General features: G+C 67.0%; 12 protein-coding genes. 6 read left to right on the plus strand and 6 right to left on the minus strand.

What is annotated here, in order from left to right; genetic code table 11:
- From EET13_RS14520 to EET13_RS14530, 3 genes are all read left to right on the plus strand, one after another.
- Window positions 1-715: alanine and proline-rich secreted protein Apa (locus tag EET13_RS14520; protein ID WP_122442956.1), on the plus strand; the 715-nt coding region annotated here is incomplete at its 5' end.
- Window positions 716-847: 132 nt separating this feature from the next.
- Window positions 848-1,147 (plus strand): GlsB/YeaQ/YmgE family stress response membrane protein, encoded by a 300-nt coding sequence (locus EET13_RS14525; RefSeq protein ID WP_122442957.1) that lies wholly within the window; start codon window positions 848-850, stop codon window positions 1,145-1,147.
- 48 nt (window positions 1,148-1,195) lie between these two features.
- On the plus strand, window positions 1,196-2,224 hold the full coding sequence (locus tag EET13_RS14530; protein WP_122442958.1) for a zinc-binding alcohol dehydrogenase family protein: 1,029 nt from the start codon (window positions 1,196-1,198) through the stop codon (window positions 2,222-2,224).
- 15 nt (window positions 2,225-2,239) lie between these two features.
- On the opposite strand, the gene EET13_RS14535 is transcribed toward EET13_RS14530, so the two are convergent.
- From EET13_RS14535 to EET13_RS14550, 4 genes are all read right to left on the minus strand, one after another.
- Window positions 2,240-3,016, minus strand: a complete 777-nt coding sequence (locus tag EET13_RS14535) for a CPBP family intramembrane glutamic endopeptidase (RefSeq protein ID WP_122442959.1) — start codon at window positions 3,014-3,016, stop codon at window positions 2,240-2,242.
- A 123-nt stretch (window positions 3,017-3,139) separates the two neighbouring features.
- Window positions 3,140-3,814, minus strand: a complete 675-nt coding sequence (locus tag EET13_RS14540) for an MOSC domain-containing protein (protein ID WP_168990785.1) — start codon at window positions 3,812-3,814, stop codon at window positions 3,140-3,142.
- 34 nt (window positions 3,815-3,848) lie between these two features.
- Window positions 3,849-5,012 carry a hemerythrin domain-containing protein gene (locus EET13_RS14545; protein ID WP_122442961.1) on the minus strand — a complete coding sequence of 388 codons (1,164 nt, stop codon included), beginning with the start codon at window positions 5,010-5,012 and terminating at the stop codon, window positions 3,849-3,851.
- 15 nt (window positions 5,013-5,027) lie between these two features.
- Window positions 5,028-6,053 (minus strand): pyridoxamine 5'-phosphate oxidase family protein, encoded by a 1,026-nt coding sequence (locus EET13_RS14550; protein ID WP_122442962.1) that lies wholly within the window; start codon window positions 6,051-6,053, stop codon window positions 5,028-5,030.
- A 72-nt stretch (window positions 6,054-6,125) separates the two neighbouring features.
- Between EET13_RS14550 and EET13_RS14555 the strand changes: the two genes are divergently transcribed.
- Entirely contained in the window at window positions 6,126-6,791 is a 666-nt protein-coding gene (locus EET13_RS14555; protein ID WP_244603910.1) for a TetR/AcrR family transcriptional regulator, read from the plus strand.
- 14 nt (window positions 6,792-6,805) lie between these two features.
- Here EET13_RS14555 and EET13_RS14560 read toward each other — a convergent pair whose 3' ends face one another.
- A complete protein-coding gene (locus EET13_RS14560; protein WP_122442963.1) occupies window positions 6,806-9,235 on the minus strand; it encodes a phosphoketolase family protein in 2,430 nt (809 codons plus the stop codon).
- A gap of 45 nt (window positions 9,236-9,280) precedes the next feature.
- Window positions 9,281-10,129: an SDR family oxidoreductase gene (locus EET13_RS14565; RefSeq protein WP_122442964.1), complete on the minus strand. Its 849-nt coding sequence runs from the start codon at window positions 10,127-10,129 to the stop codon at window positions 9,281-9,283.
- A 134-nt stretch (window positions 10,130-10,263) separates the two neighbouring features.
- On the opposite strand from EET13_RS14565, the gene EET13_RS14570 reads away from it, so the two are divergent.
- Together EET13_RS14570 and EET13_RS14575 are read left to right on the plus strand one after the other, a co-directional pair.
- Window positions 10,264-10,773, plus strand: a complete 510-nt coding sequence (locus tag EET13_RS14570) for a GNAT family N-acetyltransferase (protein ID WP_122443001.1) — start codon at window positions 10,264-10,266, stop codon at window positions 10,771-10,773.
- 72 nt (window positions 10,774-10,845) lie between these two features.
- Complete coding sequence (locus EET13_RS14575) at window positions 10,846-13,239, plus strand: CoA transferase (protein ID WP_122442965.1); 2,394 nt, start codon at window positions 10,846-10,848, stop codon at window positions 13,237-13,239.
- Window positions 13,240-13,263 lie beyond the last annotated feature (24 nt).

Here is a 13,263-nt window from a genome sequence, read left to right on the forward strand (position 1 = left end):
GCCCCCACCCGCTGCCGACCCGAACGCACCCGAACCCGCGCGGGTGACCAATGCGGTCGGCGGGTTCAGCTTCATCCTGCCGCCGGGCTGGGTCGAGTCCGACGCTTCTCACCTCGATTACGGGTCGGCGCTGCTCAGCAAGGCAACCGGGGAGCCACCCATGCCCGGGCAGGCGCCGCCGGTGGCCAACGACACGCGTATCGTGCTGGGCCGCCTCGACCAACGGCTCTACGCCAGTGCCGAAACCACCAATCCCAAGGCGGCAGTGCGGTTGGGTTCGGACATGGGTGAGTTCTTTATGCCGTACCCGGGCACCCGAATCAACCAGGAAACGGTTCCGCTCAACGCCAATGGGGTGTCGGGAAGCGCGTCCTACTACGAAGTCAAATTCAGCGATCCGTCCAAGCCGAACGGCCAGATCTGGACCGGCGTGATCGGTACACCTGCCGGCAGTACGCCCAATGCCGGACCTCCGCAGCGCTGGTTTGTGGTCTGGCTGGGTACCTCGAACAACCCGGTCGACAAGGGCGCGGCCAAAGCTCTTGCCGAGTCGATCCGTCCCTGGACATCACCGCCACCGGAGCCGGCACTGGCACCAGCTCCGGGCGAGCCGGCGACCCAACCGGGCGCGCCCGCCCCTGCTCCGGTCCAGGCTCCGGCCGCCGGAGTGACGCCCACCGTCTCGCCGACACCGCAGCGGACACAACCGGCGTAGCCGGCCGTCGCGAAACCAACAGCGCCGCGAACGCGACCATTCCCATCGGCGCACGAACCGGGTATACCGAGATCACGGTCCAGCATTCGAGTTGGGCCATTGGTGAGCCGGTGATGACAAGGAGAGAGCCCGATGGGTGTCATGGCAGCAACCGAGTTTCTGGCCCGTTCAACGACATTGACCAGCGTCGGCTGGATCGGCTACATCATCATCGGCGCAATTGCGGGCTGGATCGCCGGCAAGATCGTCAAAGGGTCGGGATCCGGCATCTTGATGAACGTCGTGATCGGCATCGTGGGAGCGCTGATCGGCGGCTTCTTGCTGAGCTTCTTCGTCAACACCGCAGCCGGCGGCTGGTGGTTCACCCTGTTCACCGCGATTCTCGGCTCGGTGATCCTGCTCTGGCTGGTTGGCATGGTGCAGAAGCGGTAACGACCGCTAACCCGTTGCTGCCGTAGCGGATTGCGACATGATGAGGTAATGACGGCACCGGCGATCACCCCGACGATGACGGCCTGGCAGGTGCGCCGGCCTGGTCCCATGGACAGCAGCCCGCTCGAGCGGGTCACCACCGAAGTGCCGCGACCGGGGCCGGGTGAGCTGCTGGTGGCGGTGCATGCGTGCGGCGTTTGCCGTACCGATCTGCACGTCGCCGAGGGCGACCTTCCGGTGCGCCGCGAACGGGTGACACCCGGTCACGAGGTGGTGGGAGAGGTCATCGACGTGGGCGCCGACGCCGGCGATGACTTCCTCGTCGGGGACCGCGTTGGTATCGCGTGGCTGCGCCAGACCTGCGGCGTGTGCACATACTGCCTTCGGGGCAACGAGAATCTGTGTCCGAAGTCGCGTTACACCGGTTGGGACGCCGACGGCGGCTATGCCGAATTCGCAACGGTGCCAGCGGCTTTCGCGCACCACCTGCCCGCTGGCTACAGCGACAGCGAACTGGCGCCGCTGTTGTGTGCCGGCATCATCGGATACCGCTCGCTGCTGCGCGCCGAGCTGCCGCCCGGTGGTCGGCTTGGTCTTTACGGCTTCGGCGGCAGCGCCCACATCACCGCTCAGGTCGCGCTGGCCCAGGGCGCCGAGGTCCACGTGATGACCCGCGGGGCAGAAGCGCGCCAGCTGGCGCTTGACCTGGGCGCTGCCTCGGTTCAAGGTGCCGCCGACCCGCCACCGGTGCCGCTCGACGCCGCGATCTTGTTCGCGCCGGTCGGTGACCTGGTGCTGCCCGCATGCGAGGCCCTGGGCCCCGGGGGCACCTTGGCCATCGCCGGCATTCACCTGAGCGATATCCCGTCCTTGAACTACCAGCGGCACCTATTCCAGGAGCGCCAGATCCGGTCGGTCACCTCCAATACCCGGGCTGATGCGCGCGAGTTCCTCGACTTCGCGGCACAGCATCACATCCGCGTCACCACTCCCGAATACCCGCTGGGGCAAGCCGACCGTGCGCTGAGCGACCTCAGCTCCGGCCGCATCGCGGGTGCCGCGGTGCTGCTGGTCTAGCCGGGTTTACCGGGGTTACGTCGTCAGGTGCCAAACCACGGCGGCGGCCAGTGCGCCCAGCCCGTTCAGCGACCAATGCAGTGCGATCGGCGCGATCAGGCTGCCGCTGCGCCGGCGTAACCAGCTGAACACGAAGCCGGCCGCGCCGGTGGCCAACACCGCCAACGTCACCCCGGCCAGCATCCCCACGATCCCGCCGCCGAACAGCCGAGTGAAGCCGACATTAGTGCTGGTCAGACCCAACGACGTGGCGACATGCCACAGACCGAACAGCAGCGATCCCACCATCGCGACGCCGCGAAATCCCCAGGCGCGATTGAGGGCGCCGTGCAGGACACCGCGAAACGCGAGTTCTTCTGGAATGACGGTTTGCAGCGGTATGACGATCATCGAGGCAATCAGCGCGCCCGAGACCGTCGCATAGCGGTTGTTCAGAAACATCGGCCGGGTCATCGGCAGCAGCACGCCGACCGCGATCACCGACACCACGACCGCCACGGCCACCAGCGCATATCCCATACCGGATCGCCAGTGTTGCCGGCCCAGGCCAAGTTCGGTCCAGCCCAGTCCTCGCCACCGCAGCAGGACCAGCAACCCGACGGCAGCAGCCGGAACGGTCGCGATGCTGGCCCACGGCGTGGTGAAGTGCGCGACCAAGTTGGTCAGCACCAGCACCAGCACCACGACGGCTATATCGACGTGGATCCGCAACCGTTCCAGTTTCGGCGTCGGCAAGGCCAGCGCGTCGCATGGAGCGCTGGCGGCGGCTTGGTCCGGAGCTGGGTCACGCATCGTGGCGAGTCTACCCGCGCGTGGGCCAACGCCCGTTTTCTTTGACGGCGCCGACCGGATCAAGCAGGGCAGCATCGTCGCAACAGCGCCGACGTGGTTATCGAGAGCTCTGAGCAGCGCGGTTCACCCTTGGTTTGATGCAAGCCGGCGGCGCGCGTAGGCCACGAGTTCGGCCGACAGCGCATCTGCCTCCAACAGCCGCGGCAGCAGCTCGGGTTCCGACATTCGGGCACGAAAGACGAGGCCGATGGTCACGTCATGGTCCGGGCGGTCCTCGATGGTGATTGCGTCACCGGCGCGGACCGTTCCGGGCGAGACGACCCGCAGGTACGCACCGGGTTGCGCGGCTTGGGTGAAGGTAGTGATCCAATGGCTCAGTTCGAGAAACGCCGAAAATGTCCGGCACGGCGTCCTGGGCGCGGACACTTCCAGCACCAAGCCGTCGGCACCGATGCGCCATCGTTCGCCGATCCGCGCTCCGGTGACGTCAACACCCACGGTGGTCAGATTTTCGCCGAACATTCCGCTGCGTAGGGTGCGCTGCAGTCGAGATGCCCACCCGTCCAGGTCTTCTCGTGCGTAGGCATAAACAGCCTGGTCGTCGCCGCCATGGAATTTCGGATTGCCGATGGCGTCGCCGGCAAGCCCGCTGCCGAGACCACCGTGCATCGGGCCGGGTGCTCTGACCAAGACCGGCTCGGTGACCGCCGCCTTGTCGATACCCGTCACCTTCGACAGTGCGCGGGGATCAGGGTTTGTCCGCCCACGAGCCACGTTGACCGACAAGACATGTGCCACCCGCACAGGCTACCCAAGCGGTGTGACCGGACGGTCAGTTCCGGGCGCCGGCCGGTCGCTTAGCGCGTAGCCGGTCGGCTTGGGCAAGCGCGGCCAGCCGCGCCAGATCGGCACGCAGCTCATCGGTGCGGTCGTCGTGTGCGGGTATGAGCACTGCGACCAATCGCGATAACCACAGCGGCATCGCGACGCCCTGGAAGGCCTGCGTGAGCCGGGTGCCGGCCGCGGTGGGCTCGAGCCGAAAGTGCCAGGCGGTTGCGTCCCCGTGACCGCCGGCGGTGATGTAGCCGAACTCGCGGGGCTCGTCGTAGCTGAAGATCGTGCAGTTGCGCGACCACCGATAGCGGCCGCTGCGATTGGTCCCGCGGAATCGCCGGTCGGGTCCCGCCGAGGTCGAACCGTCCAGAAATCGCACCCGCCGGCATTCGTGGCTCCACTCCGGAACCCGCAGCGGATCGGCGACCAGCTGCCACACCGCCTCGAGCGAGGCAGGGATCTCCACGCTGACTTGTCCGGTGAATTTCTGGCGCAGCCGCGTGTGCTGCGCCAGATACCAGCAGTGCCATGCGTGGCGCTCGTAGCGACGGGCGGTGAACCTGTCGATCGCCCACGCAACAGGTTTGGGGACCAGCGACCGGACCACCGCGCGGTCCTCAGCACCGGCTCCATCGCACAGCCATAACGCCGTTAAGGCCAACTCGGTTGGCTTGAGCGCCTTGACGGCATGGGCGTGTTCGATGGCGTCCCACTCTGCCTTTGTCACCGCCGCCGAGACGACCGGCATCATCTCGAGTTCCTCGCGCTGCAGGTGCGGCAGCAGCACCGCAGCCAGCTGCTCCAGCGTGATAACTAATTCTGTTCGGGCACAAGGGTCCTGGACGTAGCGCCGGGCGGTGTCGGTGAGCCGGTTGATCGCCGGCAGCAGCGTCTGGTGGTCGGCGTCCATCGCGTCGAGAATACCCGCTGCCTGCGGGACACGTTGGCGCACCAGGGGATAAAGGCCGTCATCCTCGATGCGATGGTGGCGGTGCAGGAACTGCGTCATCCATCCCAGGTGCTCGGCGATAGCCGTGCGCTGGCTGGGATCGGGATAGGGCCACCGAGTCAGCGCCAGCTGCGCCCGCGCGAGGTCGCGGCGCAACGCGTTGTGGACGATGCCCATCATGCGGGTGTCCGCGGGTGCAGCAACAGATCTCATCGGATTACCCGCTAGCTAGTGCTTGCTCTTATCGAAGCCGAGTTCGTCAAAGCGCGGAACACGTTGCCCGCGCCGGCGCGCCTCGGAGTCCAAACGGCGCTTCAACCGGCGGCCCGCCGATATCAGTTGCATGGCCCGCCGCAGCGGATTGGCCGGAATGACGAAATCGTTGAGTGCTCGCTCGGCCTCGAACTCGATGTGCTCACCGACCCTGCGGCAGCGCCCCGTCAAGCTCGCATTTTCTTGGCTTTCGAACGCGGGCCCGTGGGTGTGGAACGTCAGACAGGCCGGCCCGTCGACAACGTCGATGCCGGCGGGTGGACGCATCCGGAAGCCGCCGCGGGTCGGCACGGCGTTTCGCACCCGCACCGGCAGCGGCCAGCCGTCGGGTGTGACACTGGTCAATACCGGCATGCCGAGCCGGTCGAGCGCATCGCGTACCCGCAGCCGCCAATCCGTCGCTGCCCGGATGGTCCAGGATCCGGCGCCGCGTCCGATCGGCGCCGGATCCGACCGCGGCACGGCCGGCGGGTGCTGCGGCTTCCAAAGTTGCGGCGGCTGATCAAGATTCCCGCTGCGCCACCACAGCACCCGCACCGGGGTGACTTCGATCCAGATACGCGACCAATACCACGCCATTCGGCGCAGCATCAAGGTCGGGATGCTGTCGAAGGCCTCCGGCAGGTGCGCGGCGACTTCCTGCAGGTAGCGGGCCGAATTGGCCCGCAGGTCGGCATCACGGACAGTGGCAAGGCCCTGGATCACGAACGTTGCCGGGTCGACGAGCCCGGAGCCCAGCGGCTGCGAAAACGACAGCGACACTTTCGGATTGCGTCGTGCTCGCTCCGCCTTGAGCGGGTAGCTGAGACCCGTAGTCACATCGAGGCTGCGCCCGCCGCCGCCCGGGTAGGGCGTAACCGGCCAGGTGATCGGCGCGCCGTTGCGGTCCAGCGAAGCGTACTCCGTGGTGACGAATGCGGCCGCCTGGTCGCAGATGGTGGCCCAGTCCAGGGCGGTGCGCGTGTCAAGTTTGGTTGTCACCGCAACCTCCGGCCTATACTTAAAATATAGTTGGATTTATTGAATATAGTTAACTATAAGGACTTGGGTGTCATGATGTCAACGACTCCGCGGCTGCGGCGCAAGTACGACAGCAGTCGCCGCCGCGCCGACGCCGAGGCCCGGCAGCGCAGGGTGATCGAAGCGGCGACCGGCCTGTTCGTCGAGCAGGGGTTCGGCGCCACGTCCATCGACCAGATCGCCGCGGCGGCCGAGGTGTCAGCTCCCACCGTCTATGCGACGTTCGGCTCCAAGGCCGGGGTGCTGGCCCGTGCGATCGACGTCGCCGTCGTCGGCGACTACCAAGACGTCCCGGCGGTCGATCGGGTCCTGAGCCTTGTCGAGGAGGCTGGCCCCCAGCTAATCCGGCAATTTGCCGCCGTCGCCCAGTTCATCCACCACATCAATGAGCGGGTGGCGCCACTGATCCGGGTGATGGAGCAGGCGTCGTCAACCGACCCGGCCCTGCAGCAGCTGCGCACCGGCCTGATCGGCGCGCTCCGGTCCGATTGCGCCGTGACGATCGAGAAATTTTGGCGGCCCGCGCTGCGCCGGGGCCTGTCCAAGAAGGAAGCCGCCGACACGATGGCGACACTGATGTCGCCGCAAACTTATTCGATGCTCACCGTTGACATGGATTGGTCACCGGATCGCTACCGGAAGTGGCTCGCCCATGCATTGCCGCAGCTGCTGCTGCGGCCGGAGCTCTTCCACGAGTAGCCGGGGCTCGACTCTCAGGTCTGATTGGTTGTCTTGCTCCCGTCACTCACTACGTGTGATCGTTCGTTCCGCGCGCTCGACTCCCAGGCCCATCCGGCGATCCGGGGGTCGTCCGCGCCGTGCTCACGGGTGTACTGCCGAGCCGCGAGCCGGGCGTCGGCCATGCGCTGGCGCAGCACGGCGGCTCGGCTGGCCAACCCATCCACGCGGTCGATGACGTCCATGACCAGATGGAAGCGATCCAGGTCGTTGAGCATCACCATGTCGAACGGTGTCGTGGTGGTACCGCGCTCCTTGAACCCGCGCACATGAATGCGTGGGTGATTGGCGCGGCGATACGCGAGCCGGTGGATCAACCACGGATACCCGTGGTAGGCAAAGATGACCGGCTTGTCGCGCGTGAACAATGCATCAAAATCCTTGTCCGGCAAACCATGTGGATGCTCGGACTCCGGTTGCAGCCGCATGATGTCGACGACGTTGACCACCCGCACGCCCAACTTGGGCAATTCCCGGCGCAAAATGTCGGCGGCAGCCAGCGTCTCGAGCGTCGGGATGTCTCCGGCACAGGCCAGCACCACGTCAGGCTCACCGGTCGCCGTGCTCGCCCATTGCCAGATGCCGAGGCCGCGGGTGCAGTGCGCGACGGCCTCGTCCATGTCCAGGTAGGTCAGCGCGGGTTGCTTGCCGGCGACGATGACGTTGACGTAATTGCGGCTGCGCAGGCAGTGGTCGGCGACCGACAGCAAGGTGTTGGCGTCCGGTGGCAGATAGACCCGTACCACCTCGGGACGCTTGTTGGCCACCAGGTCGATGAAGCCGGGGTCCTGATGCGATGCGCCGTTATGGTCCTGGCGCCAAACATGGGAACTCAGCAGGTAATTCAGCGACGCGATCGGCCGCCGCCAGGGCAGCTCCCGGCTGGTCGACAGCCATTTCGTGTGCTGGTTGAACATCGAGTCGACGATGTGCACGAACGCCTCGTAGCAGTCGAACATGCCGTGGCGCCCGGTCAGCAGATAGCCCTCCAGCCAGCCCTGGCACAGATGCTCCGACAGCACCTCCATCACCCGGCCGTCCGCGGCCAGATGATCGTCGTCGGCGGTCGTCTCGGACAGCCACGCGCGGCCGGTGGCCTCGAACACGGCACCGAGCCGGTTCGACGCGGTTTCGTCGGGACCCATCAGCCGGAACCGATCCGGGTTGCGCCGGATCACATCGCGCAGATACCGGCCCAGTACGCGGGTGGCCTCCTCGGTTTCGATGGCGGGCTGCGTGACCGGCACTGCGTAGTAGCGGAAGTCGGGCAGATCCAGGTCGCGCAACAGCAACCCGCCGTTGGCGTGCGGGTTGGCGCTCATCCGCCGGTCCCCGGTGGGCGCCAGCGCCCGCAACTCCGCCCGCAGCCGGCCCTGGGTATCGAACAACTCCTCAGGCCGGTAGCTGCGCAGCCACTCGTCAAGCTGGCTGCGACGTTGCGCGCTGTCGTGGGTATCGGCGAGCGGAACCTGATGCGAGCGCCAGGTGCCCTCGACCTTCTTGCCGTCGACCACCTTCGGACCGGTCCAGCCCTTGGGGGTGCGCAGCACGATCATCGGCCACACCGGCCGGCCGGAAGTCGAGCCGGTGCGGGCGCCGTGCTGGATCGCCGCGATGTCGTCGAATGCCTCATCGAGAGCACCGGCCAGCTGCTGATGCACATCGGCCGGAACATCGCCGGTAACCGTGATCGGCCGGTAGCCGTAACCGCGCAGCAGCGATTCCAGTTCGTCATGCGGAATGCGCGCCAGCACAGTCGGATTGGCGATTTTGTATCCGTTGAGGTGCAAGATCGGCAACACCGCGCCGTCGATCGCGGGGTTGAGGAACTTGTTGGAATGCCAGCTGGCGGCCAATGGTCCGGTTTCGGCTTCGCCGTCGCCGATGACACAGGCGACCACCAAATCGGGGTTGTCGAACGCCGCGCCGAAGGCATGCACCAGCGCGTACCCGAGTTCGCCCCCCTCATGGATGGACCCGGGGGTCTGGGCCGCGACATGGCTGGGAATACCGCCTGGAAAGGAGAACTGCCGAAACAGCCGGCGCAATCCGTCGGTGTTTTCCTCGATGCCGGTGTAGACCTCGCTGTAGGTGCCTTCGAGGTAGGCGTTGGCGACCAGGCCTGGGCCGCCGTGCCCGGGGCCGGTGACGTAGATGACCTCGGCGTCGCGGGCACGGATGATCCGATTCAGATGGGCGTAGACGAGGTTGAGTCCCGGCGTGGTGCCCCAGTGTCCCAAGAGCCGGGGTTTGACGTGCTCGGGGCAGAGCGGTTCGGCCAGTAGCGGGTTGTCCAGCAGGTAGATCTGGCCGACCGACAGGTAATTGGCAGCGCGCCAGTACGCGTCGATGCGGACCAGTTCGTCGTCGGTAAGGGTCGCGGCTGTGCGGGTTTGAGCGCTCACCGGGCCGATTGTGCGCGGCCTCGGTGAACAACCAGCTAAAGCCGGTCAGTCCTGCCCGCGAGCACGGGCCTCGTAGGCGCTGCGCTCGGCGACGTCGACGTCGTCGGTGAAGACGTGTTCGCCGCCCAGCATGCGGTTCAGTCCCTCGGCCACGGACCGGGGCATGAACTTCTGCGCGGCGACCATAGCGCCGGCCGCCCTGGTGACCCGCACCCGCGGCCTGGGGCGGGCCACCAGCTGCACGATCGCGTCGGCGATGTCGGCCGCCTCAGCGTTCTTGAACCCCTTGACCCCGTGGGTGCCGGCGGTCAGTTCGGTGTTGACGAATGTGGGAGACACCATGGAGAACTTCACGCCGGACGAGCGGTATTCGAGTCTGGCCGAATCGGTGAACGCGACCACCGCGTGTTTACTAGCGCAGTAGGTGGCCAGCCCCGCCGCATAGAGCTCCCCGGCCAGCGAGGCGACGTTGATGACATGTCCGCGCCCGCGCGGAACCATCCGCTCAACCGCCAGCTTGCTGCCCAGAATGACCCCGTAGACGTTGATGTCCAGAATGCGCCGGGTCACCAGGTCCGGCTCGTCGATGATGCGGCCCACGGGCATGATGCCCGCGTTGTTGACCAGCACGTCGATCGGGCCGAGTTGGCGCTGCACCTGGTCGAGAAAGTCCGAAAAGGAATCCCGGTCGGCGACATCGAGTTTGCCGTAGACATCCAGGCCCAGGTCCGCCCCCGACTCCTTGACCTTGGCCTCGTCGATATCGCCGATGGCAACCTTGGCCCCCAGCTTGTGCAGTGCGGTTGCCGTCGCCAATCCGATGCCCCGCGCGCCGCCGGTGATGACGATGACCTTGCCTCGCACCTTGACACCGAGGGATGCCGTGTCTGCCATGTATCGTCCTCTCGCTGGGTTTGACGGGTGTCAAGTGGGCACTGGGTCAAGCACACCACCCGACCGCGGGCTGCGCAACCGCGACCTCGGGCACCGGGATGCCCGGGCCGACGGCGTGCGCCGATACTGCAACCATGACGCAGGTGCGCGCGGCGGTCCCGGGGGATGCCGAGGCGGTGGCCCGCGTGCACGTCCGGTCGTGGCAGCGGGCCTATCCCGGACTCATCGATCAGGACTATCTCGACGGTCTGCGGCCCGAGGTGTGGGCGGGCAGATACACGTTCGGCCGCATGGGCCTTCGGCTGCCGGCCACCGTGGTGGCCGTCGACGGCTCTGCCATCTGCGGTTTGGCTACCACCGGCCTGTGCTGGGACCGCGACATGCCCAATTGCGGTGAGCTGATGGCGATCTACGTCGATCCGGTGCGTATGGGCGGCGGAATCGGCCGTTTGCTGATGGCCGCCGCCCGGGATCGGCTGCGTCGAGTCGGACTCAGCCGCGCTTCGTTGTGGGTGCTCGACGGCAATGAGCGTGCCCGGCGGTTCTACGAACGCGACGGGTGGCGGTTCGACGGGACGCGGCGCACCGAGGTCTTCGGCGCCACGACCGTCGAACAGCTGCGTTACCAACGCTCGCCGGTCTGATCACGGCTGCGGGCTCGTACTCGGTGTCGCGCCGACTCCTCGAGGTGCGCATAGCGACGGTACGGTGTGCCAATGCCCGACGGGTTACTCGATGCGGTGCGTGTCCTGGACCTGTCCGGTGGTGGCGCCGACACCGTCAGTCGGTTGCTGGCCGACCTGGGTGCCGATGTCCTCAAGGTGGAGCCGCCCGGCGGCAGCCCAGGCCGCAGCATTCCACCGACGTTGGCCGGCACCGGCATCCCGTTCGCCGTGCACAACGCCAACAAGCGCAGCACGGTGCTGAACCCGCTCGACAAGCAGGACCGCCGACGTTTCGACGAGCTCACCGCCAGCGCCGACATCGTGGTCGACAGCGGTCTTCCCGGCGCGGCGGCCGCCTACGGGACAACGTGTGCCGAGCTGGCCGATCGCCATCCGCAGCTGGTTGCGCTGTCGTTCACCGACTTTGGCGCGACGGGGCCACGGTCGTCGTGGCGTGCCACCGACCCGGTGCTGTATGCGATGTCGGGCTCGCTGTCGCGGTCGGGCCCCACCACCGGCACTCCGGTGTTGCCGCCGGACGGCATCGCGTCGGCGACGGCCGCGGTCCAGGCCGCCTGGGCGCTGCTGGTTGCCTATTACAACCGGTTACGTTGCGGTGCAGGGGATTACATCGACTTCTCGCGGTTTGACGCGGTGGTCATGGCGCTGGACCCGGCGTTCGGGGCGCACGGGCAGGTCGCGGCCGGAATCCGCAGCAGCACCCGCTGGCGCGGACGCCCCAAGAACCAGGACGCCTACCCGATTTATCCGTGCCAGGACGGCTACGTGCGGTTGTGCGTGATGGCGCCGCGGCAGTGGCGTGGCCTGCGCCGCTGGCTGGGGGAGCCGCAAGAATTTCAGGATCCTCGGTACGACGTGATCGGCGCCCGCTTTGCCGCCTGGCCCCAAATAGGTGTGCTGGTGGCGGCGCTGTTCGCCGGCCAAACCATGAAAGAGCTGGTGGCCGCGGGACAGGCGCACGGGGTACCCATCGCGGCGGTCTTGACGCCGTCGCGGATCCTGGCGTCCGAGCACTTCCAGGCGGTGGGTGCAATCACCGACGCCGAGCTGGTTCCCGGTGTGCACGCCCAGGTGCCGACCGGATATTTCGCGGTCAACGAGCAGCGCGCCGGCTTTCGCGCTCCAGCCCCCACGGCCGGCCAGCACGAACCGGGCTGGCTGGCCGACCCGGTGCCGCCGCCTCCGCCTGCGGGCCGGGTGGGCGGCTATCCGTTCGCGGGACTGCGCATTCTCGATCTCGGCATCATCGTCGCCGGCGGCGAGTTGAGCCGCTTGTTCAGCGACCTGGGGGCCGAGGTCATCAAGGTCGAAAGTGCCGACTACCCCGACGGGCTGCGCCAGGCCCGCGCCGGCGATGCGATGAGCGAGTCCTTCGCCTGGACCCACCGCAATCACCGCGCATTCGGTGTGGACCTGCGCAGCAGCGAAGGTAAGCGCGTCTTCGGTCACCTGGTGGCCGAGGCCGACGCCGTCTTTGCCAACTTCAAGCCGGGAACGCTGACCTCACTGGGTTTCAACTACGACAAGCTGCGTGGCCTCAATCCCGGGATCGTGCTCGCCGGCAGCAGCGCGTTCGGCAACCGGGGCCCGTGGAGCCGCCGGCTGGGCTATGGCCCGTTGGTGCGCGCGACCACCGGCGTCACCAGCGTGTGGACGTCCGAGGAAGCCCCGAAGGACAGCGCCCGGCACCCCTTCTACGATGCGACGACCATCTTCCCCGATCACGTGGTCGGACGCGTCGTCGCGATCCTGGCCCTGGCGGCGCTGATCCACCGCGATCGAGCCGGAGCCGGTGCCCACGTCCACGTCTCTCAGGCCGAAGTCGTCGTCAATCAACTCGACACGCTGTTCGTAACGGAAGCCGCACGGGCCGCCGGCCTCGCCGAAATCGGCGACGACCTCAGCATGCACGCGGTCTGCCCGTGCGCCGGTGACGACGAATGGTGCGTCATCTCCATCTGCTCGGATGACGAATGGCGTTGTGCCGCACTAGTATTAGATACACCAGGATTGGCCGAGGATCCGCGCTTCGCGACGGCGGAGGCTCGCCGGGCCAACCGCGCGGCGTTGTCAGCGGTATTGACGGCCTGGACGAATACCCGCAGTCCCGAGCAGGCGGCCCAGCTACTGCAGTCGGCCGGAGTCGCGACGGGCCCGATGAATCGTCCGCCGGACCTGCTTGAGGATCCGCAGCTCGTCAAGCGAAAGCTGTTCAGCACCATGGTGCATCCGTTGATCGCACGCCCCATGCCGGCGGAAACTGGTCCGGCACCGTTTCGTCACATTCCGCATGCACCGCAACGACCGGCGCCGCAAGCGGGTCAGGACACTCGAGCGATCTGTCAACAGCTGCTCGGGATGAGCCCTGAGCACATCGAGCAGCTGATTGCTGAAGGCGTGCTGTTCGCGGCGGCCGGCACCTAAGGTCCGCCTACGCGACGCTGGTGT

Source organism: Mycobacterium attenuatum (genome assembly GCF_900566085.1).
Taxonomy (GTDB): domain Bacteria; phylum Actinomycetota; class Actinomycetes; order Mycobacteriales; family Mycobacteriaceae; genus Mycobacterium; species Mycobacterium attenuatum.

What these genes read in the sequence shown, in the direction of transcription:
- EET13_RS14525 (WP_122442957.1), top strand. Translation starts at nt 848, where the DNA reads ATGGGTGTCATGGCAGCAACCGAGTTTCTGGCCCGTTCAACGACATTG.
- EET13_RS14530 (WP_122442958.1), top strand. Translation starts at nt 1,196, where the DNA reads ATGACGGCACCGGCGATCACCCCGACGATGACGGCCTGGCAGGTGCGC.
- EET13_RS14535 (WP_122442959.1), bottom strand. Translation starts at nt 3,016, where the DNA reads ATGCGTGACCCAGCTCCGGACCAAGCCGCCGCCAGCGCTCCATGCGAC.
- EET13_RS14545 (WP_122442961.1), bottom strand. Translation starts at nt 5,012, where the DNA reads ATGAGATCTGTTGCTGCACCCGCGGACACCCGCATGATGGGCATCGTC.
- EET13_RS14555 (WP_244603910.1), top strand. Translation starts at nt 6,126, where the DNA reads ATGATGTCAACGACTCCGCGGCTGCGGCGCAAGTACGACAGCAGTCGC.
- EET13_RS14565 (WP_122442964.1), bottom strand. Translation starts at nt 10,129, where the DNA reads ATGGCAGACACGGCATCCCTCGGTGTCAAGGTGCGAGGCAAGGTCATC.
- EET13_RS14570 (WP_122443001.1), top strand. Translation starts at nt 10,264, where the DNA reads ATGACGCAGGTGCGCGCGGCGGTCCCGGGGGATGCCGAGGCGGTGGCC.
- EET13_RS14575 (WP_122442965.1), top strand. Translation starts at nt 10,846, where the DNA reads ATGCCCGACGGGTTACTCGATGCGGTGCGTGTCCTGGACCTGTCCGGT.